We start from the raw sequence: 24,733 nt of genomic DNA, 5'->3' as shown, positions 1-24,733 counted from the left end.
GACGCGCCCCCGCGCGACGGCAGCCACGCAGGTCACCCCGCCGCGGCCGTCCTGGCGCGCTGCTCGGCGACCAGGTCGCGGTACCAGTGGAAGCTCGCCCGGGGCGTGCGGACCAGCGTCTCGTAGTCCACGTGCACGAGGCCGAACCGGTGCTTGTAGCCGTGCGCCCACTCGAAGTTGTCCAGGAACGACCAGACGAAGTAGCCGCGCAGGTCGACGCCGGCGGCGACGGCGTCGTTGGCCGCCGCGAGGTGGGTGCGCAGGTACTCGATGCGCTCCTGGTCGACGAAGCCGGGGTGGTCCGGGTACACGCACCCGTTCTCGGTGACGTACACCGGCGGCAGGTCGGGGTAGCGCTCCTTCAGCCCCACCAGCGTCTGGGTCAGCCCTTCGGGCTCGACCGGCCAGTTCATCGCGGTGCGGGGCACGTCCGGCAGGCGGGTCGTGTCGATGCCGATGTCGATCGACGTGCGGGTGGCCGGGTCCGGGTCGCGGTGCGGCGCGTCGGCCACGTGCTGCCGGTAGTAGTAGTTGATGCCCACGTAGTCCAGCGGCGTGGAGATCAGCTCCAGGTCGCCGTCCCGCCGGAACGACAGGTCGGTGACGCCCGCGAACGTGTCCTCGTAGTCGTCCGGGTAGCGGCCCGCGAACAGCGGTTCGGTGAACTGGCGGCGCAGCAGCAGGTCGTGCCTGCGCGCCGCGGCGACGTCCGCGTCCGACGAGGTGACCGGGGTCGACGGCGACTGGTTCAGCACGATCCCGAACTCGTGACCGGGCGTGCCGCGCATGGCCCGCACCGCGAGCCCGTGGGCCACCATCAGGTGGTGCGCGGCGGCGAGGGAGCCGTGGCCCTCCCGCGCGCCCGGCGCGTGCCGGCCTTCGCCGTAGCCGACGATCGAGGACACGTACGGCTCGTTGAACGTCGTCCACTTCGACACCCGGTCGCCCAGGGCGTCGTGCACGACCGCGGCGTACTCGGCGAACCGCTCGGCGGTGTCGCGCGAGCGCCAGCCGCCCAGTTCCTCCAGCGCCTGCGGCAGGTCCCAGTGGTAGAGGGTGAGGAACGGTTCGATGCCGCGGTCCAGCAGCCCGTCGACCAGCCTGCGGTAGAAGTCCAGCCCGCGCTGCTCGACCCGGCCCGCGCCGTCCGGCACGATCCGCGGCCACGCCACCGAGAACCGGTAGGCGTCCACGCCGAGCTCGCCGAGCAGCGCCAGGTCCTCGGGCATCCGGTGGTAGTGGTCGCACGCGACCGCGCCGGTGTCGCCACCGGCGACCGCGCCCGGCACCGCGCCGAACGCGTCCCAGATCGACGGTCCTCTCCCGTCGGCGTCCACGGCCCCTTCGATCTGGTAGGCCGAAGTGGCGACGCCCCAGCGGAATCCTTGGGGGAAGTCGGTCATCCTTTGAGAGCTCCTTGCATGATTCCGCCGACGATCTGCCGGCCGAACAGGAGGAACACCGCGAGCACCGGCACGGTGCCGATGGTCGCCGCGGTGAGCACGAGGGTGTAGTCGGTCGTGTAGCCGCTGGCCAGGGTGGACAGGGCGGTCTGCACGGTGGGGTTCTCCGGCGTCAGCACGACCAGCGGCCAGAAGAAGTCGTTCCACGCCTGCATGAACGTGAACAGGCCGAGGACGGCGGCGGCCGGGCGGGCCGCCGGCAGGACCACGTGCCAGTACAGGCGCAGGGAGCTGCACCCGTCCATCCGGCCCGCTTCGAGCAGCTCGTCGGGCACGGCGCGTTCGAAGTACTGGCGCATGAAGAACACGCCGAACGCGGTCACCAGGCCGGGCACGATGACCGCGTGGATCTCCCCCGCCCAGCCGAAGTCGCTCATCATCATGTACAGCGGGATGACGCCGAGCTCGGTGGGCACGGCCTGGGTGGCGACGACGAGCAGCATGAGCGCCGACCGGCCGCGGAACTTCAGCTTGGCGAAGGCGAAGCCCGCCAGGGTGGAGAAGAACACCACCGACACGGTGATGGTCCCCGACACGATCAGCGAGTTCATCATCGCCAGCGCGAAGTCCGACTGGTCGAACACCCGTGAGATGTTGGCGAACAGGTTGCCGCCCGGCACCAGGACCGGCGGCACGCTGTCGACCTTGTCCGGTGTCTGCGACGACACGACGAGCGACCAGTACACCGGGAACGCCGAGCCGGCGATCACCGCGATCAACGCCGCGTAGGTCCACGGTCCGGGCATCCGCAACGCCCGCCGCCGCCGCGACGGCGCGGGCGAGGCCGGAGCCGGCCGTTCGAGCGTGGTGGTCATGTCCAGCCCTTCAGTCGGTCCGGATGCGGCGCGCGGCCAGGTAGCTCAACCCGGTGATGAGGACCGTCGCGATGACCAGCAGCCAGGCGATGGCCGACGCGTAGCCGAAGTCGAACTTCGAGAAGCCCTGCTCGTAGAGGTAGAGCGCGGCGGTCTGGAACTGGCGGTCCGAGCCGCCGGTCGCCGCGCCCGCGCCGGGGTTGAACAGCAGCGGCTCGGCCAGCAGCCGCATGTTGCCCGCGGTGGCGATCACCGTGGAGAAGATGATCTGCGGGCGCAGCATCGGCACGGTGATCCGCCAGAACTGCTGCCAGGCGGACGCGCCGTCCAGCCGGGCCGCCTCGTACACGCTGGTCGGGATGGCCTGCATGGACGCCAGGAAGATCAGCGCGTGGTAGCCGGTCCAGCGCCACACCACCATCGCGGCGATGGCGGTGTGGGAGCTGCCGGTGCCGGCCTGCCAGTCGATCCGGCCGGCGCCGAACAGCTCCAACCCCCAGTTGATCAGCCCGAAGTCGCGGCCGAACAGCTGCGCGAAGATGATCGTGACCGCCGCCACCGAGGTGATGTTCGGCAGCAGCACGCCCATCCGGAAGAACGTCCGGCCGCGCAGCCGCCGGTTGAGCAGCTGCGCGATGCCGAGCGCGAACAGGATCTGCGGGACGGTGGTGAGCAGCCACAGGCTCAGCGTGTTGCCCATCGCGTTCCAGAAGTACGGGTCCGCGGTGAGCAGCTGGACGTAGTTGTCCACGCCGATGAACGTGGCCGCGTCGCCGTCGAGCAGGTTGCGGTCCTGCAGCGACACCCACGCGGTGTAGAGCAGGGGGAACAGGCCGAACACCGCGAACAGCAGGAAGTACGGCGCGATGTAGGCGTACGGCGCGTACCGGATGTCCCACCGGTGGCGGCGTTCGCGCCAGTCCGTCTTCATCAGTCTTCGAGCCTCTTGACGTCGCCGACGAACTGGTTCCAGGACTCGTCCGGGCTCTGCTTGCCCTGCTCGACGCGCTGCATGGCGTTGCCGAGCTCGGTCTGCACGTCACCGGCCTTGGGGCCCTGGTACTGCGGCTTCAGCGCGCGGGCGGCGTCGGTGAAGACCTTGCCGACGGGCGCGTTGTTGAAGAACGGGTCCTGCTTCTTGGCCACCGACTCCTCGCTGTACAGCTTGGGCGCGGAGGGCAGCAGGCCGGCGCTGGCGAAGACCTTGGCCTGCTGCTCGGGGTCGGTGAGCCAGGCGGCGAGGGCGACGGCCTTGTCGACGTTCTTGCCCTGCTTGGGCACGGTCAGGTACGAGCCGCCCCAGTTGCCGCCGCCGCCGGGCACGGCCGCGAGGTCCCACTTGCCCGCGGTGTCGGGCGCCTGGTCCTTGATCTTGGCCATCATCCAGGCCGGGCAGGCGAGGGTGGCGAACTGGCCCTGCTTGAAGCCGGTGTTCCACTGCGGGGTGCTGTGCAGCAGTCCGGCGGACAGGCCGTCGGCGACGCCCTGCGCGACGAGGTTCCAGCCCTTCCTGATCTCGGCGTTGTCGCCCACGACGATCTTGTCGCTCTTGTCGTAGTAGCCGGTCGGGGCCTGGCCGACGATCGCGTTGAGCACGGTGGGGCCGCCGTCGAAGAACTTCGCGCCGGCCGGCGCCTTGGCCGCGAACTGCTTGCCGGTCGCCATGAACTGCTCCCACGTGGGCCACAGCGCGGAGACCTGGTCGCGGTCGGACGGCAGGCCGGCGGCCTCGAACAGGTCGCGGCGGTAGCAGATGGCCAGGCCGCCGATGTCGGTGCCGTAGCCGATCTGCTTGCCGTCCTTGGACAGCGAGCCCTCCCACTTCCAGTCCAGCCAGCGGTCCTTGACGTCGGACTTCAGCTCGACGAACTGGCCGGGGTTGGCCTTGAACTGGTTGATGTAGCCGACGTCGACGGCCTCGATGTCCGCGGCGCCGTTGTTCGTGGCGAGGTGGGCGGCGAGGTTCTTGTGGTGGTCGGAGTAGGAGGCGGTGCGGTCGGTGATGTCGACGTCCGGGTGCGCCTTCTCGTACTCCTCGAACAGCTGCTGGTAGCCGAAGTTGCCGAACAGCCCGATGGTGATCCTGGTCTTGCCGTCGCTCGCGCCGCCGCTGCAGGCGGTGGCGACCAGGGCGGCGGCCAGCAGACCGGCGCCGACCAGGGTCGGAGTTCGTTTCATGACGCGGCTCTCCTTCTCCATCACTGAGCGGGCCTATTTCGGGCACGCCGGACCCGCGCAGGGTCCATCCGGGGGTTTCCGGCGAATTCGACCGGGGGTCCGCGCCCGGCCGGTGTGGTGTACATGACAGCCCCGGGCCGCGACACCGTCAAGTAACGAAGCGATAACCTGACTGTTTCCGAGCTTCGGCGTTTCCGCAGGTGATACCGTGTCCACCCTGGTCAGAAGGCACTGCCGGAGCGGCTGAAACCGGTTACAAAGAAAGGGCGGGAGATGCCCACGATCCGCGAGATCGCCCAGCTGTGCGGGGTGTCGGTGGCGACCGTTTCCCGCGTTTTCAACCAGCCGCTGACGGTCAGCAAGGAAAAGCGCGAAGTGGTGGAGCGGGTGGCCCGCGAGCTCGACTACCGGCCCAACGAGTCGGCCCGCGCGCTGGCCACCAAGCGGTCCGGGTTGATCGGCCTGGTGTGGGACACCGACCACCGCCGGCCGGGCTGGCGGCACCCGTACCTGCAGGAGCTGCTGATCGGGCTGAAGTCGGCGCTGAGCGCGCACGGCTACCACCTGCTGATGCTCGCCACGAGCGGGTCGGCGGCGCTGCGGGCGGTCGGCGCGTCGCTGGCGGACCCGGTGGCGTACGTGAACATGACCCGGCGGCACCACCTGGGCGGGCTGGTGCTCATCGACAGCGGGTCGGACGCCTCGGCGTTCACCGCGTTCGCCCAGTCCGGGTTGCCGTGCGTGGCGGTGGACGTGGACGTCGACGGGCCGCGCGCGACCTACGTGACGTCGGACAACGTCGGCGGCGCGGCGATGGCGGTGCGGCACCTGGTCGGCGCGGGGCACCGCCGGATCGCCACCGTCACCGGGCCGCGGGCCAACCGCCCGGCGGTGGACCGGCTGGACGGCTTCCGGGCGGCGATGGCCGGGGAAGGGCTGGCGGTGCCGCCGGAGTACGTGGTGGAGGGCGACTTCTACCGGCCGAGCGGCCAGGCGGCGATGCGGTCGCTGATCGCGCTGCCCGAGCCGCCGACGGCGGTGTTCTGCGCGAGCGACGAGATGGCCGTCGGCGCGTTGCTGGCGGCCCGGCACGCCGGGTTGAGGGTGCCGGAGGAGCTGGCCGTGGTGGGGTTCGACGACATCGAGCTGGCCGCCCTGGTCGACCCGCCGCTGACCACGTTGGCGCAGGACAAGGCGGGCATCGGGGTGGCCGCGGCACGGGCCGTGCTGACCATGGTGCACGGCGGCGGGACGCCGGCCCCCGCGTTCCTGCCGACCAGGCTGGTGGTGCGCTCCTCCAGCCGGTGAGCCGCCGGGTCAGCAGGACGGCGGCGGGGTGCTGCCCGGCGGGCCGAACTCCAGGCGCAGCGAGTCGGTGCGCGGCACGACGAACGCCGTGCCGGAGGACGTCCGCCACGTCGCGGGCACGAACACGTACTGGCCACCGGACTGCAGGAGCAGCTTCAGGCCGTCGTAGCGGTACTGGTACGCGGCGCCGGACTGCCCGCAGGCGACCTGGCGCACACCGCCTCCGGTCAGGTTCAGGCTCTCCGCGCTGTAGACGACCACGGCGGGCATGTCCGGTATCCGCGCCTCGACCTCGAACCCGCGCCGCGTGCCGACCGAGGCCGAGTAGTCGCCGACGGCCCAGAACAGGCCGATGCTGGCCAGCAGGAACGCCGCCACCGACTCCACGACGCCGAAGCCCGCGCCCTTGCGGCCGCGGCCGCCGGTGACGCTCCACCGCCGCCAGGCGAACGCCAGCAGCACGATGCCGAGCGCGAACCCCAACCCGGGCAGGCCCGGGTAGCCGTGGAACGGCTCCGGGTCGACGGTGATCGGCACCGTCACCGCGAGCAGCACGAGGCCGAGCACGGCGGCGACCGGAGCGCAGACCCGCAGGAGCGCCGCCCACCTCCGCGCGGACAGCCGGGAGCGCAGGTAGCGGGCCAGGAAGGTGCCGGCCAGGACGGCGATCGCGGTGCCCGCCAGCGGCATGAACAGCCCGTCCGCGCCGCGCGCCAGGATCTCGTCGGAGGTCTGGCCGAGCAGCGTGTAGTGCACCCGGAAGTGGTCGAAGAACACCTGCGTGGCCACCAGGCCGAAGAAGTACAGCAGGGCGGTGAGCAGGGTCGTGTTCGCGACCACGGACGCCACGATCCGCAACGCCCGCGCCGGCCCGGTCCGCGACTCGGCCGGGTCGGGCGCCGTCGGCGGGGCGGCGGCCCGGCGGGCGGTCGCGGTGGTCACGGCCCGCTGCCCGTGGTGGTCGCGGGCGTCGACTCCGCCGTGCGGTCAGCGGTGGGGTCCGCGGGAGGCTCGGACGACGCCTCTGAAGGCGTGGTCCCCGGGCACGGCGCCCCGAGGACGATGGTGATGGCGCCGCCGGGGTACACGGTGAGCGGGGAGGTCGACGTGACGCAGTCCCCGTCCTCCCGCGGCTCGACCTCGAAGGTGATCCCGCACAGGTCCGGCCGGCAGTGCGCCGGCAGCTGCGGCGCCAACTGGACCTCGATCTTCCGCCGCACCTCGTCCGGCGGGAAGGCGTAGAAGATGGTGACGTCGTAGGTGACGGGACTGCCGGGCACGCCGGGCAGCTCCGTCTCCTCCCCCGTGCGCGCGGTGGGCGCGGGCTCGGTGTCCGACCGCGGCGCCCCCGCCCGCGTCCCGGTGGTCGGCCCGGGTTCGACGGGCGCGGCCGGGTCCGCCGAACCCGCCGAGCGGCCCGCGGTGACCTGCCCGGACACCGACCGCCCAGGCTCGTCGGCGCAGCCGACCGCCACCGCGCACGCCAGGATCGCGAACGCCCCTCCGGTCCACCACTTCATCGGACCTCACCGCCCCTGCTACTCCTTGTGGGTTCACCCATTAGGAGATTCGGAGCACCGCCCTGGATACAGCCGGTCGGTCATCGGGGCGGCGGCCGGGCGTGGTGAGGGTCAGACGTTGCGCCGGTACTGGCCACCCACCTCGAAGAACGCCTCGGTGATCTGACCCAGCGTGCACACGCGGGCGGCGTCCATCAGGACCTCGAACACGTTCTCCCCCGACGCCGCCGCCTCCTTCAACCGCCGCAGCGCGGGCTCCGCCTCGGCCGCGTGCGCGGCGGCGAACGCGCGCGTCCGCTCGACCTGCGACCGCTTCTCGTCCTCCGTCGCCCGCGCCAGCTCGATGGTCACGTTCTCGCGCTTGCCGTCGCCGGGCAGGAACGTGTTCACCCCGATCAACGGCAGCGAGCCGTCGTGCTTGCGCTGCTCGTACAGCATCGACTCGTCCTGGATCCGGCCCCGCTGGTAGCCGGTCTCCATCGCGCCCAGCACGCCGCCGCGCTCGGAGAGCCGGTCGAACTCGGCCAGCACCGCCTCCTCGACGAGGTCGGTCAGCTCCTCGACCACGAACGAGCCCTGCAGCGGGTTCTCGTTCGCCGACAGGCCCCACTCCTTGTTGATGATCAGCTGGATGGCCATCGCCCGGCGCACCGACGACTCCGTGGGCGTGGTGACCGCCTCGTCGTAGGCGTTGGTGTGCAACGAGTTGGTGTTGTCGTAGAGCGCGCACAACGCCTGCAGCGTGGTCCGGATGTCGTTGAAGTCCATCTCCTGCGCGTGCAGCGACCGACCGGACGTCTGGACGTGGTACTTGAACTTCTGCGACCGCTCGTTGGCCCCGTACCGCTCGCGCATCGCGACGGCCCAGATCCGCCGCGCCACCCGGCCGATCACGCTGTACTCGGCGTCCATGCCGTTGGAGAAGAAGAACGACAGGTTCGGCGCGAAGTCGTCGATCGCCATCCCGCGCGCCAGGTACGACTCGACGTAGGTGAACCCGTTGGCCAGCGTGAACGCCAGCTGGCTGATGGGGTTCGCCCCGGCCTCGGCAATGTGGTAGCCCGAGATCGACACCGAGTAGAAGTTGCGGACCTTGCGCCGGATGAACCACTCCTGGATGTCGGCCATCATCCGCAGCGAGAACTCGGTGGAGAAGATGCAGGTGTTCTGCCCCTGGTCCTCCTTGAGGATGTCGGCCTGCACGGTGCCGCGCACGGTCGACAGCGCCCACGCCGCCAGCTCGCCCGCCTCGGCCGGGGACGGCTCGCGGCCGTGCTCGGCGCGGAACTTGACGACCTGCTGGTCGACCACCGTGTTGAGGAAGAACGCGAGGATCGTCGGCGCCGGACCGTTGATCGTCATCGACACCGACGTGGTGGGCGCGGTCAGGTCGAAGCCGTCGTAGAGCGCCTTCATGTCGTCCAGCGTCGCGATGGACACCCCGGAGGTGCCGACCTTGCCGTAGACGTCCGGCGGGGTGTCGGGGTCGCGGCCGTACAGGGTCACCGAGTCGAACGCGGTCGAGAGCCGCGTCGCCTCCGAGCCCTGCGACAGGTACTTGAACCGGCGGTTGGTGCGGAACGCGTCGCCCTCGCCCGCGAACATCCGCGCCGGGTCCTCGCCGTCCCGCTTGAACGGGAACACCCCCGCCGTGTACGGGAAGTGGCCGGGCAGGTTCTCCTTGCGCAGGAACCGCAGCAGCGTGCCGTCGTCCTCGTAGCGCGGCAGCGACACCCGCCGCACCTTGTTGCCCGACAGCGTCTCGCGGGTCAGCTTGGTGTGGATCTCCCGGTCGCGCACCCGCACGACCATCTCGTCGCCGCTGTAGGCCTCCACCACCCCGGGCCACGACGCCAGCAGCTCCGCCGACACCGCGTCGACCCGCCGCGCCGCCGACTCCAGCACCGACGTGATCGCCGCCGTGTCGTGCCCGGCGCCCTCCAGCTCCGCCCGCGCCGCCCGCAGGTGCGCGACCCGCCGCACCGCGTCCACGTGCGTCTCGGTGGCCCGGTGGTAGCCGCGCACCGTCTCGGCGATCTCGGCCAGGTACCGCACCCGCGTCGGCGGCACCACGGTCGCCGCCGCCGTCGACACCTTGCCCGCCACCACCGGCAGCGCGCCCTCGGCCACGTCCAGCCCGCGCTGCGCCAGCTCGCCGCGCAGGTGCTGGTACAGGGCGGTCACGCCGTCGTCGTTGAACGTCGCCGCCGACGTGCCGTAGACCGGCATGTCCTCCCACGACGCGCCGAACGCCTCTCGGTTGCGCACCAGCTGGCGGGCCACGTCGCGGCGCGCGTCGTCCGCGCCGCGCCGCTCGAACTTGTTGATCGCCACCGCGTCCGCGAAGTCCAGCATGTCGATCTTCTCCAGCTGCGACGCGGCGCCGAACTCCGGCGTCATCACGTACAGCGAGAGGTCGACGAACGGCACGATCGCCGCGTCGCCCTGGCCGATGCCCGGCGTCTCCACCACGACCAGGTCGAACCCGGCGGCCTTGCACGCCAGGATCGCGTCGCCCAGGCCGTCCGGCACCTCCGAGCCCGCCCGACGGGTCGCCAGCGAGCGGAAGAACACGCGGTCGCCGTCCAGGCAGTTCATCCGGATCCGGTCGCCGAGCAGCGCGCCGCCGCCGCGGCGCCGGGTCGGGTCGACCGCCAGCACCGCGACGCGCAGCTTGTCCTGCTGGTCCAGCCGGAAGCGGCGGACCAGCTCGTCGGTCAGCGACGACTTGCCCGAACCGCCCGTTCCGGTGATCCCCAGCACCGGCACCGAGCGCTCGCCCGCCACGTGGGCCATCCGGTCGCGCACGGCCGCGGGCAGTACACCGGCCTCGATCAGGGTGATGGCCCTGGCCAGCACGTCCTCGTCGCCGGTGAACAGCCCGTCCCACGACGACGGCGGGCGCTCGGCCAGCGGCTCGTCGCACGCCCGCACCATCGTGTTGATCATGCGGGCCAGGCCGAGCTCCTGCCCGTCGGCCGGGGAGAAGATCCGCGCCACGCCGCGCGAGTGCAGCAGCTCGATCTCCTCCGGCACGATCACGCCGCCACCGCCGCCGAAGACCTTGATGTGCCCCGCGCCGCGTTCGGCCAGCAGCTCGACCAGGTAGCTGAAGTACTCGACGTGCCCGCCCTGGTAGGCGCTGATGGCGATGCCCTGCACGTCTTCCTGCACGGCGGCGGCGACGACCTCGCGCACCGACCGGTTGTGGCCGAGGTGCACGACCTCGGCGCCCTGGGACTGCAGGATCCGCCGCATGATGTTGATCGCGGCGTCGTGCCCGTCGAACAGGCTGGCCGCGGTCACGAAGCGGACGGGGTGCTGAGGGGTGTGCAGCGGACTGTCGGTGGTCACGACGGCTCCTCCGGCATCGGCGACTGCCACCAGATTACTAGGACATCCGTCTATCGGAAGTACTAGGGTGTTGTGCGCCGGGTCACCCCTCGACCTCGGTGCCCAACGTGCGCAGGCACGCCTCGACGAACACGCGGACGGTCTCACGGTGGTCGCCGGTGCGCCACACCACGGCCAGCTGACTCGGCGGGATGCCCGAGACGGGCAGGCAGACCACGTCGTCGCGGCGGTAGACCTCCGCGTTGCCCGCCGAGAGCAGCACCACGCCCAGCCCGGACGCCACCGCCTCGAAGGTCTCCTCGGCGGTGTCGGCCTCGGCCGCGACGCGCGGCGGCGTGCGGCGCTGCTCGGCGGCGAGCCAGAAGTCCCGCCGGGAGCCCGCCGCCGACGGCAGGGCGATGAAGGGCTCGTCCACCAGGTCGTCGAACGGCACCGTGCCCGCGTCCGCGAGCCGGTGCCCGACCGCCAGCGCCACCCACCGCTCCTCGGTGCTCACCACCCGCCAGGACAGCGTGCCGTCGTCGGGCACCGGTAACCAGGCGATGGCCACGTCCACGTCGCCGCCGGCCAGCCCGACCGTCGGGTCGCCCCACGAGACCTGCCGGAACTGCAGCCGCCAGCCCGGCATCACCTCGTCCAGCCGCGCGGTCACCCGGGGGATCAACCCCCGGCCGATCCTGGTGTGGAAACCCACCGTCAGCGTCATCTGGTGGGTCGCCACGACCTCGGCGACCGCCCGGGCCGCCGCGTCCCACCGCTCGACGATCTGGCGCGCCCTCGGCAGCAGCGCCCGGCCGGCCGGGGTCAGCGTGACCGTGCGCCGGTCGCGCTCCAGCAGCGTCGCCTTGAGCATCGACTCCAGCTGCCGGATCTGTTTGCTCAGGGCGGGCTGGGAGACGAACAGCCGGTTCTTCGCCGCCCTCGTGAAGCTGAGCTCCTCGGCTACCGCGACGAAATAGCGCAACTCCCTGACGTGAACGTCCACAACCGTTGGTTATAACAGCGGGTCATGGACTGGAGACCCGTCGTGGCCCAGGATTACCCGTATGAGGTTCGGTGTTGCCCAGCCAAAACAGGCGATGACGTCACAGCGCTTGCGCGGAACGGCGGCCGGCACCTACCTCGTCCCCACGACCCCCGCCGGGCAGCAGCAGCGCCACCAGCGCCCGGGCCTGCTTGGCCGGCCCCTGGTCGCCCAGCGCCTGCACCGAGGCGTAGACGCCCTCCATGACCAGCGCCAACTGGTCGGCGAGCGCGACCGGGTTCGCCACCCGCTCGACGGCGGCCAGGTCGTCCACGAGCGCGCCGAAGCGCGACCGCATCCACGCCTTGGTGGCCACCGCGGCGCGCGAGGCGGGCAGGTTGAGGTCCGGGAACTCGGACAGCACCATCAGGAACGGGCAGCCGCGGCAGTTCTCCGGCCTGACCTGCTCGGCCAGCGCGTCGAAGCCGGCCAGGATGCGGTCGCGCGGGTGGCGACCGTCATCGGCCGTGGCTTCGCTGAACCACTGCCGGTAACGGTCGCCCGCCCGCTCGGTGTACGCGGCGACCAGGTCGTCCTTGGAGGCGAAGAGCCGGTACAGGGTGGTCGGGCCGATGCCGGACTCGGCGGCCACCCGGTCCACGCCGATCGCGCGGATGCCGTTCCAGTAGAACAGCTCGTGCGCGACATCGAGCACGTGCTCCCGGGTTTCCGCCGACTTGCGACGCATGAGAACCCCCTTGCCCGGCGTGGCTGACCCCGTTTCCGGTCACCAGCGTACGTCGGGAACCCGCCGGGGTCTCGAAGCCCCCGATCGAGGTCGGGGTGGAACGACGTTGGTCCACCCGACGTCGGGATCAGGCGTAAGGACGCAGGCGCTCTTCGGTGAAGCCCTGCCGCTCCAGCTCGCGCATCACGTGGAAACCGTGCGCGGCCGACACCAGGGTCACGTGGTGGTGCCAACCCTGGAACGAACGTCCTTCGAAGTGGCGCAGACCGACTTCCTCGGTGAGCCGGTTCACGTCCACCTCGACCTGCGCGCGGGCGCGCAGCAGCCCGACCATCTCCCGGACACCGGTCGCGCCCAGGTTCGTCAGCCACACCGATCGCGGCCTGGCGTGCCCGACCGGCCACTCGGCCAGCACGTGCCGGACCCTCGGCAGGCCGCGCCCGTGCGGCCCGGCCACCGGACCCGTGTGCCCGGGCATGGCGGTGACGACGAAGTCCGAGCCGACCAGCTCGCCGGTCTTCTCGTCGCGCCAGGACAGCTTCGTCCGCCCGCGCTTGGCGGCGGCGGCCACCAGCTCGCCGATCGTGCGCCCGCCGCCGGCGGAGCCGACGATGTTGACCGGCAGCGCCGGCATCGCCGCCGACACCTGGGCGAGGTACGGCAGCCGCCGTTCCTCCAGGCCGCCCAGCAGCGGGAACGCGCCGGGATCGCTGCTCAGGTCGACCACCACCGGCGCCGCCGGCATCCCCCAGTCGCCGATCGTCTCGTCGAACAGGTCGAGCAGGTACTGCCAGGTCGGCTTCGACCTCTCCTGCTCGGGCAGCCGACTGCGCACCCGGCGCTCGGCGTCGTCGTCCCACGCCTTCGGCAGGACGAGCCGCCAGTTGACCGGCGTGCTGCCGTGGTCACCGGCCAGGAACACGCCGATGGCCCGCTGGCAGTTGAGCATCCGCCCCGCGACGGGCGCGTACTGCCGGGCGACGCCCACCGAGCTGCCGCCGTTCTTCGGGAACACCACCTCCCGCACCACCCAGGCCCGCGGGCGCATCGCCTGGGCGACCTGCTCGGCCAGGCTGCGCCGCACCTGGTTCCAGTCCCACGGGCTCTGGTTGACGAACTGCTGGAGCGACTGGTCGGCGTCACGACCGACGACCTGCTCGGAAATCCGGCGGATGGACTTGCGGCCCGGCACGGTCAGCAGACCCCGCACGTAGACCTCCGCCCAGCGCCGTTGGTCGGAACGACCAAGAGAAGCGAACAGCTCATTGCAAAAATCGGACAGATCGGACACGTCCGATGGTTCAACCCCCAGTTGAACTGCTTGCCACATACTCACTATCCCCCTCCAGCTTTCCTGGATAATCGCAAGTTGACCCTCCCGAGGCCGCGCGGCACGGCCGACGCCTGGAACACGCGCCGGCCTGTATCGACGTACCCCTATTTCCGCTTCGACCGTCGACGACCGCGGCCCGCCGGACCGCTATGGCCGTCGACCCGTCGAGCGGTGAGACGCGGTGGCTCCCCATAAGCCGACCCGCCTCAAACCAGCGAAATTACCTTCACTTCATGTCCCCATCCCCAGTCGGCCGGGCTTTCCACCCGGCGCTCGACGTGACGCAGCGGCGTCAATCAAGCGAACACAGACTTTCAAGGTTTCCAGCCGGCTGTCTAGACCGGAGTTGTGGTGGCATCACCGGTTCCACCACCGGCGAACGTCCGTTCGCCACCCCGGGCTCCCCCTTTCGGGCATGCCCCAGTACGGCGAACGGACGTCCGGTAATACGACCGGAACGTCGCCGACTATCGTGAAAAATGCATAGCGACATACCGGTGAGCGATGACCTCGCCCACCGGTAAGTGAGATCGATCTCCCCGGTCCGCACACCGCGGCGCATTTGTCGAGGTAGCGCGACGGACCGCCGACCGGATACCGACCGGGACCGTTTATCCCGGGGATCTCCCACGAGGGCGCCGCCCGCTCGACGTGCGGTGGACCGCGATACGCCGGGACCCGTCCCCATACGTGGGACCTCTCACCGGACGGGCGACAGGCCGGTGACGTGGATCACACGCCATTGCCGACCCGGACTTGACGAAGTGCCGAACCCGCGAGTGCGGTGCGTGGGATTCAATGCGCGCGCACGAGGAACGCTGGGGCACTCGAGCTCCCTTCACACCCGACTGGGCCACTCCGGTAACCGTCGCGACGCTACCCAAAGTCGGTGACGCGGACACCGGGAAGGCGATGCCGCACGATTCCCCGCTAGCCGCGATACGGGTTGCCGATGGCTTGCCGGCCCACTGCGTCACCCCGCGAGGGGGCGCAGTGGGCGCGTCGACGCGTCGACGGGCGCACCCCGGCGCGCAGGCGGTCCGGTGCGGCGCAGCGGGCGACCAGGAGGCGCCGACGTCACGCACCGGGCACCGGCGTGTGGAACACGAGCGTCACGGAGGACTCGGCCATCCGCGTCGGCACCAGCAACAGCGACCGCTCGCCCAGTCTGGGGTGCCGGAAGCCGCGCACCCGCGGCCGCGCCTCCCGGACGTCCCGCTCGCGCCACCACTGCGCGAAGCTCCCGCCGAGGCGCTCCAGCTCCGCCACCCGACGGCGGAACTCCTGGTCGTCGAGCCGGCGGGCGCTCTCGGCCCGCATCCGGGCCACCTGGTACCTCGCCTCGCTCTCCCAGTCCACCAGGCGGGCCTTGGCCCGCGGCGAGGTCAGCGTCCAGCGCAGCAGGTTCCGCTCTTCCCGGGGCAGCGCGCCCCAGTCGTCGTACCACTCGGCCGCGGCCGGGTTCCACGCCGACACGTCGGACCGCCAGTCCGACGCGTACACCGGGTAGGGGCTGTCCTCGTGCCGCGCGACGACCTGTCGGACCACCTCGTCCGCCGACACGTCGTCGTCCAGCGGCCGCGGGTCGACGACGTGGCCCAGGGCCAGGGTGTGCACGTACCGGCGCTCGTCCTCGGTCAGGCACAACGCCTGGGCGAGCCGGTCGAGCACGTCCGGCGACGGGCGGATCTCGCGCCCCTGTTCCAGGTAGGTGTACCAGGTCGGGCTCACCCCGGCGAGCACCGCGACCTCCTCGCGCCGCAATCCCCGGGATCGGCGGCGCGGACCGGTGGGAAATCCCACCATCGCGGGCCGCAGCCGCTCCCGGCGGCTGCGCAGGAAACCCGCCAGCTCGCCCCTCCTGGTGCCATCGGCTTTCATCAACGAGCCCCTGTCGATCGACGAACGATCCCTCTGAAACGCGAAGAACCCCGTGGTGGGTCCGATAGCGGACCCACCACGGGGCGTGTGCCGGCCGGCCGGAGCCGACTCGCCGACGACTCAGCGCACGTTGTAGCGGTAAGTCGGGTCGCCGGGCCTGCCGTCCTGCACGAATTCGGTGGAGACGTCCGCGGCGGCGTGCACGTTGACCATTCGCGCGCGTCCCGGACCGACGTTGGTGAACGCGTGCGGAACGCCCGCGCGCACCACGCAGATCTCCTCGGGCGTCGCCTCGACGGTCTCGCCGTCGGCCTCCAACCGCACGGTGCCCTCGACCACGACGAAGATCTCGTCGTACGGGTGGGTGTGCAGGCCGGGACCGCGGCCGACCGGGACGTCCACGATGAACGCGGACGACTCCAGGTTGCCGTGCGAGCGCCCGTCGAAGATGTAGGCCGCGACCTCACCGTCCATCTGGATGGTGGGCAGCGTGCCCCTCTTGATGACCTCCATGAGCCAGGTTCCCTTCAGCGTGGTGGTTCAGAGCCGGAACAGGCCCGGGTCGTCGACGACGACGTCCAGCAGGACGGGGCCGTCGGCGCTGAGCGCGTCCTTGAGCGACGCGCGCAGGTGTTCCGGTGACTCGATGCGCTCGGCGCGGCAGCCGAAGCCGCGGGCGAGCTGGGCCATGTCGACGCCGCTGAGGTCCCAGCCGATCTGCCACGCCTTCTGGCTGGTGTCGTCCAGGTAGTACTTCAGCGACAGGTAGCCCGCGTTGTCCGGGATGACGAACGTGATCGGCAGGTTGTGCTTGGCGGCGGTCCAGAGCGCGTGCAGCGTGTACTGCGCCGAGCCCTCGCCGACCACGACCACCGTGCGCTGGTCGGGCCGCGCGATCGCGTAGCCGACGGCCGCCGCGAACGGGAAGCCGAGGGCGCCGCTGGCGGTCGCGAAGTAGCCGTTGTCGGCGCCGAGCGGGATCTGCTCGTGGAAGTCCGCCCGGGCGATGGGCAGCTCCTCGAACAGCTGGGCGTCGGCGGGCAGCTCCTGCGACAGCAGGTGGAACAGGTACGCCTGGGTCAGCGGCTCGGACGGCTGCGGCACCGGCACCGGCTCGCGCAGGGCGGGCAGCGGCACGCGCTGGCGCTGCGGGAGCAGCGGCACCAGGTCGCGGGCGAACCGCGCGGGCGGCGCGACGAACGCGTGGCCCGCCGCCGACCACGCGGCCGCCTCGGGGTCGTCGGTCACGTGGTAGAACGCCGTGCCCTCGGGCAAGGCGGGCGAGTCCGTGCCGTCCAGCGGCGCGGGCGCGTTGCTGAACAGGTCCGCCGTGGTGAACAGGGTGAAGGCGGGACTGCCCAGGATCACCACCACGTCGTGCTCGCCGAGGCGCTGGTTGATCAGCTCGGGCATCGGCGCGAGCACACCGCCGAACAGCGGGTGGTTCTCCGGGAAGCTGCCCCGCGGCCACACCGGGCTGCCGTAGACCCGGGCGTTGAGCCGCTCGGCGAGCTTGATCAGGTCGCGGCGCGCGCCGCCGATCTCGACACCCGGTCCCGCGACGATCGCGGGGCGCTCGGCCGAGTTCAGCGCGTCGGCGACGGTGGCGAGCACCTCCGGGTCCGGCACCACGGCGGACCGCACCGAGCGCACCTTGTGCGGCGTGGACTGCGCGGGGCGGATCCAGTCGTCCTCCGGCACGCCGACGAACACCGGACCGGCCGGCGCCTGCTTGGCGATGTGGTAGGCCTTCTCGATCAGCGCGGGCACGTCCTGCGGACGGGCCGCCTCGCCCGCCCACTTGATGAAGGGGCGGGGCAGCGAGGTCGCCTCGGGCGCGTCGAGGAACGGCGCGCCCAGCTGGAGCTTGCGGGCCTGGAGCCCGCCGATGATCACCATCGGCGTGTGCGCGCTGGCGGCGGTGTAGATGGAGCCCATCGCGTTGCCCACGCCGGGGCCGCCGTTGATGATCACCAGTGAGGGCTCGCCGGTGGCCTGGGCGTGGCCGTCCGCCATGCCGACGACGGTGGCCTCCTGCAGGCCCATGATGAAGCGGAAGTCGTCGGGCCATTCCTCGAACAGCTTCATCTCGGTATGGCTGGGATTGCTGAAGATGGTCGTCATGCCGAGCTGCCGGAACACTTCCAGCGTTTCTTCCCGGACAGTTCGGGAATTGGTTCCATCCGCGCTCACGGTGAACACACTCCTACGGTGGGTGGAAGGAAGAATTCGCCTGTTGTGACCGCAATGCTGCCGACGTGACAGGTCGTGCGACAAGGCGGATGGAATTGCCGGAGGGCACTTCGTGAGCTAGGTCGGGGAACATCACGCAGTCCCGCCACAGCGGTCTGGACGGCTTGCCGCCGGTGATGTCCCGTGAACTACTGAATCGGCGGCCCGGCCACTACCGCGGCACGCCTGACAAGGCACTTCGTCATTCGGCGACGCCGGCCGCGTGGAAAGCGGAACACAACCAGCGAGGATGTGCGATGAGCAGTGAGCGGACCCGCGAGGTGGTGGAGAAGTACTTCGCCGACCTGGAGCGGGGCGATCTGGGGTCGGCGCTGTCGGCCCTGGCGCACGACATCGACTTCGAACTGCCGGTGGACCGGTGGAACGAGGTCATCCCCTACCTCGGCCGGCACCTGGGCATCGACGCGGTCAAAGCGGCGTTCGCGGTGCGCGGCGACACGACGGAGATCCTGGACTACGCGGTGCGCGACCTGCGGGCCGAGGGCGACACCGCCTACGCGGTGATCTACACCCGGGCCGCGCACACCCGCACCCGCCAGGAGTTCGAGATCGAGGACGTGCACAAGCTCGTCGTCGACGAGCGGGGCCGGATCGTGACCTGGAAGGTCTACTTCGACCCCAACAGCGAGGTGGCCGCCTTCAACGCCGACCGCGAGGAGCGGCTGGTGCGGGCGTGCTGGGCCGGCGACCGGGAGACGGTGGCGGAGCTGCTGCGCTTCGGCGCCGACGTCAACCACCGCGACCCCGAGAGCGGCCTGACTCCGCTGCTGATCGCGGCCGGGCGGGCGGACGCCGACCTGACCCGCCAGCTCATCGCGGCGGGCGCCGACGTGAACGCGGTGGACAGCGGCGGCGGCGCGACCGCGCTGCACAAGGCCTGCCAGGGCGGTGACCTGGCCGTGGTGCGGGCGCTGGTCGAGGCGGGCGCGTTCGTCGACGCCGTCACGCCGAACACCGGCCACACGCCGTTGATGGACGCGGTGTGGTTCAAGAACCCGGAGATCGCCAAGTACCTGCTCGACCGCGGCGCCGGGCTGAACCTGGGCACCCACTACGGCTTCTCGTTGCAGCAGCACTTCGAGTACGAGCTCAACGTCAACACGATGGGCAAGGACAAGATCCTGCTGGCGCACCAGTACATCCAGGAGCGCCAGGCGGCCGACGAGCGCCGTGCGGCCGACCAGCTGCTGATGGCCGCGGTGACCCAGGGCGACGTCGACGGCGTGCGCAAGCTGCTGGGCGACGGCGCCGAGGTCGACGAGCGGTTCCCGATCGTCAACGGCTTCAACGACGCGCACACGCCGCTGCTGGTGGCCTCGCGCGACGGGCACACCGAGATCGCCCGGCTGCTGCTGGAGGCGGGCGCGGACGTCAACGCCAGCGAGCCCACGTTCGGCGCGGTGCCGCTGCACAAGTCCGTCTACAACGGACACGTCGACCTGACCCGGCTGATCGCCAACTGGCCCGGCGTCGACCTCGACTTCCAGGGCGCCACCAACGGCTACACGCCGCTGCACGACGCCCTGTGGCACGGGTACGAGGAGTGCTCCCGCATCGTCATCGACGCCGGGGCGCGCCTGGACCTGGTCGGCCACGACGGCAAGACCCCGCTGGCGCTGGCGGTCGAGGAGTTCGGCGCCGACCACCCCCTGACCGAGCTGATCCGAGCGAAGGTCGGCTGAGCGGCACGTCGGCCGAGCCGACGGTCGGATGGAGGAAACCGCAATGCTGTTCTACGTCCAGATGAAGTGGAACCACGAGGGTCGCATCACGCTCGACGAGCTGTGGGAGATCGAGCAGGAGGAGGCGGAGCACGCCCAGGAGACCCTGGACTCCGGGTTCGCCGTCGGCTTGTGGAAGGTGGCCGCGCAGAAGCGGGTCATCGGCATCATCGACGCGCCCAACGCCGAGGAGCTGGACCGCACCGCGCTCGGCCGGCTGCCCATGCGGGAGTACCTGGAGTTCGAAGAGGTGTGGCCGCTGCGCGACTACCTCGGGTTCGCCGAAGACGTCATCAAGCGCTACAAGGTCTGAGGGGGGAAGGATGATCCACCAGCTCATCTTCGCCGCGCCCAAGCCGGGCATGACGGTCGAGGAGTTCCAGCGGTACTGGGTCGAGGTGCACGCGGTGCAGTACGCCTCGAAGATCCCCCAGATCCGCAAGTACATGATCGACACCACGTTCGACTTCGACCTGGGCAACGGCGACCCGAAGTGGCAGGGCGTCGCGGAGATCTGGCTGCGCCCCGAGGAGCAGATCGCCTCCCTGCAGACCGAGGAGTTCCTCCAGGGCGCCCGGCTGGACGAGCCGAACTGGGCCGCGTTCTGGCAGTCCCTGGTGCTGGACACGACCGCGCACGAGCTGAAGTCGGGCCCGGCGCTGTACAAGGGCCAGAACTGGGTCAAGCTGATGATCCTGGTCAAGCGCAAGGAAGGCGTGTCCCTGGAGGACTTCCGCGCCTACAGCCTGCACCAGCACGGTGAGCTCGGCCTGAAGCTGCCCGGTCTGCGCCGCTACATCCAGGGCCACACCGTCGACGGCTGGTACGGCATCGGCGAGCCCACCCTGGACGCCGCCTACCAGCTCTGGTTCGACGACGTCGACCAGCTGCGCACGGCGTTGGAGTCCCCGGAGTACAAGCAGATGACCGAGGACTTCGACGCGTTCGTGAACACGCGGTACGTGCACCGCCTGGTCACCCGCGAGCACTGGATCATCGGCCCGCAGGCCCGCTGAGGCCCGCAGACGCGGACGCGACCCCCGCGGCGGGGGTCGTGTCCGCCGACCACACAGGGAGAGCCAGATGGCCCGGTCCCAACCGCCGGAAGCCCAGCGACGCAACGCCGAGACGGTCCGCGACTTCCTCCGCCTGCTGGAGGAGAAGGACATCGACGCGTGGATCGAGCTGTGGGCCGAGGGCGCAGACCACTTCTACCCCTTCGGAACCCGGATGTTCCCCGCCCACTTCATCGGCAAGACCGCGGTGTACGACCGCTGGAAGGCGACCCCGGACCTGTTCGAGAGCTGGACGTTCCCGCTGGTCGAGACCTGGGCGGACGGCGACACGGTGCTCGCCCGGTTCGACGGCGACTGCCTGTTCGCCAACGGCAGGCGCTACCGCAACCACTACTTGTCGATCTTCAAGTTCACCGACGCGGGGCTGATCTACGAGTACCACGAGTACTTCGACCCGATCATCGCGGCCGAGGAGTTCGGCCTCGCCCGGATCACCTACCTCTGACCGAGTTCAGGAGCGAACCCATGACTTCCTCGACTCCCGGGGACCTGTCCGCCGCCGCGCGCCACCTGCGCTCGTCGTTGCGCGGCGGTGTTCTCGTGCCCGCGGACGAGCAGTACGACGGCGCGCGCCGGGTCTGGAACGGCGCGGTGGACCGCCGGCCGGGGCTCATCGTCCGCGCGGCCGACGAGCAGGACGTGCAGACGGCCGTGCGGGTGGCGCACGACCACGGGCTTCGGCTGTCGGTGCGCGGCGGCGGCCACGACTGGGGCGGCCGGGCGATGGCCGAGGGCGGCCTCGTCGTCGACATGTCCGCGCTGCGGCGGGTGAACGTCGACCCGATCCTGGGCACCGCGGACGTCCAGGGCGGCGCCACCTCCGGCGACCTGGCCGACGCGGCGGGCCGGCACGGCCTCGCGCCGGTGACCGGCACCGTGCAGGCGGTCGGCATCGCGGGCCTCACCCTGGGCGGCGGGTACGGCCTGCTGCTCGGCAAGCACGGCCTGGCCGCCGACAACCTGATCAGCGCCAGGGTCGTGCTGCCCGACGGCCGGCGCGTCATCGCCAGCGGCTCGGAGAACCCGGACCTGTTCTGGGCGCTGCGCGGCGGCGGCGGCAACTTCGGCGTCGTGACGAACCTGCGCTACCGGGTGCACGCCCTGCAGTCGCTGGCGGCCGGCCTGATCCTGTTCCCGGCCTCCGAGGCGGCGAGCGTGCTGCGCGGCTACCGCGAGCTGATCGCCGAGGCGCCCGACGAGCTGACCGTCATGTCCGGCTTCTTCGGCGGACCGGACGGCACCCCGATGCTGTTCATGCTGCCGACCTGGGTCGGCGCGCTGGGCGGCGGGCAGCGCCACGTCACCCGGCTCGAGTCGCTCGGCACGCCGATCATGTCGCAGGTGCGCCAGATGACCTTCCCGGAGCTGCACGGCATGTTCGCCGACTCGATCGTCGACGGCAGGCACGTGGAGATGCGCACCCGCTGGGTGCCGGAGGTCTCCGACGACATCGCCTCGGTGATCGCCGAGGGCATGGCGCAGATGACCTCGCCGTTCTCCGCGATGTTCCTGCACCACTTCCACGGCGCGGCCACCCGCGTCCCGGTCGCCGAGTCGGCGTTCGCGACCCGTCGCGAGCACGTGCTCGTCGAGATCGCCGCGCAGTGGCTGCCCACCGAGGACGCCGCGCCGCACCAGCGGTGGGCGCGGTCGCTGTCGGAGAAGCTCGCGCCGCACGCGCTGCCGGGCGGCTACCCGAACTTCCTCGGCCCCGACGAGCAGGACCGGGTCCTGCTCGGCTACGGCCCGAACGCCGACCGGCTCGTCGAGCTCAAGCGGCGCTTCGACCCGGCGGGCGTGTTCACCGCCGTGCCCCAGATCGACGTGGCGGCGCACGAGGCCGCCGGACGAAAGGCGAACCAGATGACGGCCACCGTCGAGACCATCCGCTTCAAGCTGCGCCCGGGCGTCACCGACGCCGAGTTCCAGCAGCGCAACCTGAAGATGCAGCGCGAGTACATGGAGCTGCGGCCCGGCTTCGTCTCGCGCGAGACGTCCCGCAGCGACGAAGGCGAGTACCTCGTCGTCGTGCACTGGTCGAACGCGGAGGACGCGGACGCGACCATCCAGGCGTTCTTCGGCGCGCCCGAGACCCAGGACTTCCTGGCCTCGGTGGACGTGACGACCGTGGCCTCCGGCCGCTACGAGGTCGTGAAGTACTAGACCTCGACCGGCGCCCGGCCGGTGCAGGCCAGCAGGATGCGCTCGGCGAGCAGCCTGCCCTGCCGGGCCGGACCGTGCGAGCCGAGGGCCTGCGCCGAGGCGTGGACGCCCTCGATGACCAGCGCGAGCTGGTCGGCCAGCGCGCTCGGGTCGTCGACCTCCGCGTCGGCGGCCAGGGCGGCGGTCAGCTCGCCCAGCGTGGCCCGCACCCAGGTCTTGGCGGCCACCGCGTTGCGGTGCGCCGGCAGGTCCGGGTTCGGGAACTCGGCCAGCGCCATCATGAACGCGCAGCCGCGGCAGTCGTGCTCGATGTGCTCGGCCACCGCGTCGAACAGGGCGAGGATGCGGCTGTGCGCGTCGCGCCCGTCGTCCTCGGTCGCCTTCCGGAACCACTCCCTGGTCTGCTGGTCGACGCGGTCGACGTACGCGGCGACCAGGTCGTCCTTCGAGGCGAACAACCGGTAGAGCGTGGTCGGCGCGACGCCTGCCTCGGCGGCGACCTTGTCCACGCCGGTGGCTCGGATCCCGTGCCAGTAGAAGAGGTCGTGGGCCACCTGCAGCACGTGCTCGCGGGTCTCGGCGGCGGTTCGGGTCATGGCACCCCCCTTTGCTCCGTTGAACTCGACTGTACTACGTCAGGAAAACGATAGGGATGGTTCCCTTTCGTTGTAGGGTCTGACCAGGACACCTCCTCGGTGCCCAATCGGAACGACGTAGGGGTCGACCGGAGCAGCACAGCCCGGCGGTCATCGCCGCGGCGCTTCCAGAAGATCCGCATTGGTAGAAGGGTGTAAGGGATGTCTTCCAACAGCTCAGGACTGCTGCGCGGCAAGCGCGCACTGGTCACCGGTGGCACCAAGGGCATCGGTGCCGCCGTGGTCCGCAAGTTCGTCGAGGAGGGCGCCACGGTCGTCGCCTCGGCCCGCAACGCCGTCTCGGACCTCCCCGAGGGCGCCCGCGTCATCACCGCCGACCTGAGCTCGCAGGCCGGCGCCGAGGAGCTGGCCGAGAAGGTGCTCGACGCCCTCGGCGGCATCGACATCCTGGTGAACAACGCCGGCGGCGGCGCGCTGCCGAACCTGGAGGGCCCCACGGCCATCCCGGACGAGGTGTGGGTCAACGAGCTCAACCTCAACTTCCTCGCCGCCGTGCGCCTGGACCGCGCGCTGCTGCCGCACATGATCAAGCAGGGTTCCGGCGCGATCGTCCAGATCGGCTCGAACGCCGCGCGGCGCCCGATCGCCCCGCTGCTGCCCTACACCGCGGCCAAGGCCGCGATGGCGAACTACGCCAAGGGCCTGGCCACGGACGTCGCGCCCAAGGGCGTCCGGGTCAACAGCGTGATGCCCGGCCTGACCCTCACCCCGAGCTCCGAGGCGGTCATGACCGGCATCGCCGCGGCCACCGGCATGAGCTTCGAGGAGGCCAAGGAGATGCTCATCGCCGGTGAGGCGATCCCGCTGGGCGGCCCCGGCCGTCCCGAGGACGTCGCCGAGCTGGTGGCGTTCCTGGCCTCCGACCGGGCGTCCCGGATCGTCGGCGCGGCCTACGTGATCGACGGCGGCGCGCTGCCGGAGGTCTGATCCGCAGGAGGAAGGGGCACGTCCGGGTTGGGTCTCACCCCCCGGACGTGCCCCTTTCGGCGTTCCCGGGGCTGGCGCGGCTCCGGCGCGGCCGGCTACGGCCGGTCCGGCAGGGCGGGTCCGGCAAGGCGGGTCCGGCAAGGCGGGTGGACAGGGCAGGTGTGCGGGGATGGCCACGTCGCCCCGGTCGTCCTCTGTCCACAGTGGCGGCCATGACCTCGGTGCGCCGCCACCTGTGACCGCGGCGCCCGGGGTCGATGCCGCGGCAACCCCGCACGCGGGCGGGCGGACGCGCGAGAACCACCGGGTCGCGGGGTGCGGAGCGGCTCGGCCGGGGCGGTCCACGCCACCAGCCGACCGCCGACGCGCGAGC

At 71.2% G+C, this 24,733-nt stretch carries 21 protein-coding genes; 7 read left to right on the top strand and 14 right to left on the bottom strand.

Annotated elements, in window-relative coordinates; translation table 11 throughout:
• Positions 1–32 precede the first annotated feature (32 nt).
• Genes EDD40_RS02120 through EDD40_RS02105 form a run of 4 tightly spaced genes read right to left on the bottom strand, consistent with a single transcriptional unit; the run spans position 33 to position 4,456 of the window.
• Positions 33–1,403 carry a GH1 family beta-glucosidase gene (locus EDD40_RS02120; RefSeq protein WP_123741394.1) on the bottom strand — a complete coding sequence of 457 codons (1,371 nt, stop codon included), beginning with the start codon at positions 1,401–1,403 and terminating at the stop codon, positions 33–35.
• Positions 1,400–2,278, bottom strand: coding sequence for a carbohydrate ABC transporter permease (locus EDD40_RS02115; protein ID WP_123741393.1), 879 nt, complete (start codon positions 2,276–2,278; stop codon positions 1,400–1,402). The genes EDD40_RS02120 and EDD40_RS02115 overlap by 4 nt, the downstream gene beginning before the upstream one ends.
• 10 nt (positions 2,279–2,288) lie before the next feature.
• The gene (locus tag EDD40_RS02110) at positions 2,289–3,209 is read right to left on the bottom strand and encodes a carbohydrate ABC transporter permease (RefSeq protein WP_123741392.1); all 921 of its coding nucleotides are present in this window, start codon (positions 3,207–3,209) and stop codon (positions 2,289–2,291) included.
• Positions 3,209–4,456, bottom strand: a complete 1,248-nt coding sequence (locus tag EDD40_RS02105; RefSeq protein WP_123747680.1) for an ABC transporter substrate-binding protein — start codon at positions 4,454–4,456, stop codon at positions 3,209–3,211. Before EDD40_RS02105 ends, EDD40_RS02110 begins: the two co-directional genes overlap by 1 nt.
• A gap of 273 nt (positions 4,457–4,729) precedes the next feature.
• On the opposite strand from EDD40_RS02105, the gene EDD40_RS02100 reads away from it, so the two are divergent.
• Entirely contained in the window at positions 4,730–5,764 is a 1,035-nt protein-coding gene (locus EDD40_RS02100; protein WP_123741391.1) for a LacI family DNA-binding transcriptional regulator, read from the top strand.
• 9 nt (positions 5,765–5,773) lie between these two features.
• On the opposite strand, the gene EDD40_RS02095 is transcribed toward EDD40_RS02100, so the two are convergent.
• The 9 genes from EDD40_RS02095 to mdlC form a co-directional block, all read right to left on the bottom strand.
• Entirely contained in the window at positions 5,774–6,706 is a 933-nt protein-coding gene (locus EDD40_RS02095; protein ID WP_246037342.1) for a hypothetical protein, read from the bottom strand.
• Complete coding sequence (locus EDD40_RS02090) at positions 6,703–7,284, bottom strand: hypothetical protein (RefSeq protein WP_123741390.1); 582 nt, start codon at positions 7,282–7,284, stop codon at positions 6,703–6,705. Before EDD40_RS02090 ends, EDD40_RS02095 begins: the two co-directional genes overlap by 4 nt.
• Before the next feature lie 111 nt (positions 7,285–7,395).
• On the bottom strand, positions 7,396–10,638 hold the full coding sequence (gene icmF / locus EDD40_RS02085) for a fused isobutyryl-CoA mutase/GTPase IcmF (protein ID WP_170184918.1): 3,243 nt from the start codon (positions 10,636–10,638) through the stop codon (positions 7,396–7,398).
• Between the two features lie 82 nt (positions 10,639–10,720).
• Positions 10,721–11,623, bottom strand: a complete 903-nt coding sequence (locus tag EDD40_RS02080; protein WP_123741389.1) for a LysR family transcriptional regulator — start codon at positions 11,621–11,623, stop codon at positions 10,721–10,723.
• Between the two features lie 100 nt (positions 11,624–11,723).
• A complete protein-coding gene (locus tag EDD40_RS02075) occupies positions 11,724–12,350 on the bottom strand; it encodes a TetR/AcrR family transcriptional regulator (RefSeq protein WP_123741388.1) in 627 nt (208 codons plus the stop codon).
• A gap of 127 nt (positions 12,351–12,477) precedes the next feature.
• On the bottom strand, positions 12,478–13,680 hold the full coding sequence (locus EDD40_RS02070) for an IS701 family transposase (RefSeq protein WP_123741387.1): 1,203 nt from the start codon (positions 13,678–13,680) through the stop codon (positions 12,478–12,480).
• Positions 13,681–14,760: 1,080 nt separating this feature from the next.
• On the bottom strand, positions 14,761–15,564 hold the full coding sequence (locus tag EDD40_RS02065) for a helix-turn-helix transcriptional regulator (RefSeq protein WP_123741386.1): 804 nt from the start codon (positions 15,562–15,564) through the stop codon (positions 14,761–14,763).
• Positions 15,565–15,684: 120 nt separating this feature from the next.
• A complete protein-coding gene (locus EDD40_RS02060; RefSeq protein ID WP_123741385.1) occupies positions 15,685–16,077 on the bottom strand; it encodes a cupin domain-containing protein in 393 nt (130 codons plus the stop codon).
• Positions 16,078–16,104: 27 nt separating this feature from the next.
• Positions 16,105–17,757 (bottom strand): benzoylformate decarboxylase, encoded by a 1,653-nt coding sequence (mdlC, locus tag EDD40_RS02055; RefSeq protein ID WP_268957712.1) that lies wholly within the window; start codon positions 17,755–17,757, stop codon positions 16,105–16,107.
• Positions 17,758–18,053: 296 nt separating this feature from the next.
• Here mdlC and EDD40_RS02050 point away from each other — a divergent pair, with 296 nt between their 5' ends.
• The 5 genes from EDD40_RS02050 to EDD40_RS02030 all read left to right on the top strand — a co-directional run bounded on the left by EDD40_RS02050 (position 18,054) and on the right by EDD40_RS02030 (position 22,777).
• Positions 18,054–19,499, top strand: coding sequence for an ankyrin repeat domain-containing protein (locus EDD40_RS02050; protein ID WP_123741383.1), 1,446 nt, complete (start codon positions 18,054–18,056; stop codon positions 19,497–19,499).
• A gap of 43 nt (positions 19,500–19,542) precedes the next feature.
• Positions 19,543–19,851 (top strand): muconolactone Delta-isomerase family protein, encoded by a 309-nt coding sequence (locus EDD40_RS02045; protein WP_077008801.1) that lies wholly within the window; start codon positions 19,543–19,545, stop codon positions 19,849–19,851.
• Between the two features lie 10 nt (positions 19,852–19,861).
• Positions 19,862–20,554: an EthD domain-containing protein gene (locus EDD40_RS02040; protein WP_123741382.1), complete on the top strand. Its 693-nt coding sequence runs from the start codon at positions 19,862–19,864 to the stop codon at positions 20,552–20,554.
• A 67-nt stretch (positions 20,555–20,621) separates the two neighbouring features.
• A complete protein-coding gene (locus EDD40_RS02035; protein WP_123741381.1) occupies positions 20,622–21,059 on the top strand; it encodes a nuclear transport factor 2 family protein in 438 nt (145 codons plus the stop codon).
• 20 nt (positions 21,060–21,079) lie between these two features.
• Entirely contained in the window at positions 21,080–22,777 is a 1,698-nt protein-coding gene (locus EDD40_RS02030; RefSeq protein WP_123741380.1) for an FAD-binding oxidoreductase, read from the top strand.
• Here the strand turns inward: EDD40_RS02030 and EDD40_RS02025 are convergent.
• On the bottom strand, positions 22,774–23,373 hold the full coding sequence (locus EDD40_RS02025) for a TetR/AcrR family transcriptional regulator (RefSeq protein ID WP_123741379.1): 600 nt from the start codon (positions 23,371–23,373) through the stop codon (positions 22,774–22,776). The two genes, EDD40_RS02030 and EDD40_RS02025, sit on opposite strands and share 4 nt — an antisense overlap.
• A gap of 201 nt (positions 23,374–23,574) precedes the next feature.
• On the opposite strand from EDD40_RS02025, the gene EDD40_RS02020 reads away from it, so the two are divergent.
• A complete protein-coding gene (locus EDD40_RS02020) occupies positions 23,575–24,360 on the top strand; it encodes an oxidoreductase (RefSeq protein ID WP_123741378.1) in 786 nt (261 codons plus the stop codon).
• Positions 24,361–24,733: the final 373 nt, after the last annotated feature.

The sequence above is a fragment of the Saccharothrix texasensis genome, assembly GCF_003752005.1.
Taxonomy (GTDB): domain Bacteria; phylum Actinomycetota; class Actinomycetes; order Mycobacteriales; family Pseudonocardiaceae; genus Actinosynnema; species Actinosynnema texasense.
The sequence above is the reverse complement of the archived record's forward strand: the minus strand, read 5'-3'. Positions and strand labels throughout refer to the sequence as shown.

Coding starts and splice junctions, on each gene's coding strand:
- EDD40_RS02065 (WP_123741386.1), bottom strand. CDS start 15,564: ATGAAAGCCGATGGCACCAGGAGGGGCGAGCTGGCGGGTTTCCTGCGC.
- EDD40_RS02100 (WP_123741391.1), top strand. CDS start 4,730: ATGCCCACGATCCGCGAGATCGCCCAGCTGTGCGGGGTGTCGGTGGCG.
- EDD40_RS02040 (WP_123741382.1), top strand. CDS start 19,862: ATGATCCACCAGCTCATCTTCGCCGCGCCCAAGCCGGGCATGACGGTC.
- EDD40_RS02045 (WP_077008801.1), top strand. CDS start 19,543: ATGCTGTTCTACGTCCAGATGAAGTGGAACCACGAGGGTCGCATCACG.
- EDD40_RS02105 (WP_123747680.1), bottom strand. CDS start 4,456: ATGAAACGAACTCCGACCCTGGTCGGCGCCGGTCTGCTGGCCGCCGCC.
- EDD40_RS02030 (WP_123741380.1), top strand. CDS start 21,080: ATGACTTCCTCGACTCCCGGGGACCTGTCCGCCGCCGCGCGCCACCTG.
- EDD40_RS02035 (WP_123741381.1), top strand. CDS start 20,622: ATGGCCCGGTCCCAACCGCCGGAAGCCCAGCGACGCAACGCCGAGACG.
- EDD40_RS02110 (WP_123741392.1), bottom strand. CDS start 3,209: ATGAAGACGGACTGGCGCGAACGCCGCCACCGGTGGGACATCCGGTAC.
- EDD40_RS02070 (WP_123741387.1), bottom strand. CDS start 13,680: ATGTGGCAAGCAGTTCAACTGGGGGTTGAACCATCGGACGTGTCCGAT.
- EDD40_RS02090 (WP_123741390.1), bottom strand. CDS start 7,284: ATGAAGTGGTGGACCGGAGGGGCGTTCGCGATCCTGGCGTGCGCGGTG.
- EDD40_RS02025 (WP_123741379.1), bottom strand. CDS start 23,373: ATGACCCGAACCGCCGCCGAGACCCGCGAGCACGTGCTGCAGGTGGCC.
- EDD40_RS02115 (WP_123741393.1), bottom strand. CDS start 2,278: ATGACCACCACGCTCGAACGGCCGGCTCCGGCCTCGCCCGCGCCGTCG.
- EDD40_RS02120 (WP_123741394.1), bottom strand. CDS start 1,403: ATGACCGACTTCCCCCAAGGATTCCGCTGGGGCGTCGCCACTTCGGCC.
- EDD40_RS02020 (WP_123741378.1), top strand. CDS start 23,575: ATGTCTTCCAACAGCTCAGGACTGCTGCGCGGCAAGCGCGCACTGGTC.
- EDD40_RS02050 (WP_123741383.1), top strand. CDS start 18,054: ATGAGCAGTGAGCGGACCCGCGAGGTGGTGGAGAAGTACTTCGCCGAC.
- EDD40_RS02075 (WP_123741388.1), bottom strand. CDS start 12,350: ATGCGTCGCAAGTCGGCGGAAACCCGGGAGCACGTGCTCGATGTCGCG.
- EDD40_RS02060 (WP_123741385.1), bottom strand. CDS start 16,077: ATGGAGGTCATCAAGAGGGGCACGCTGCCCACCATCCAGATGGACGGT.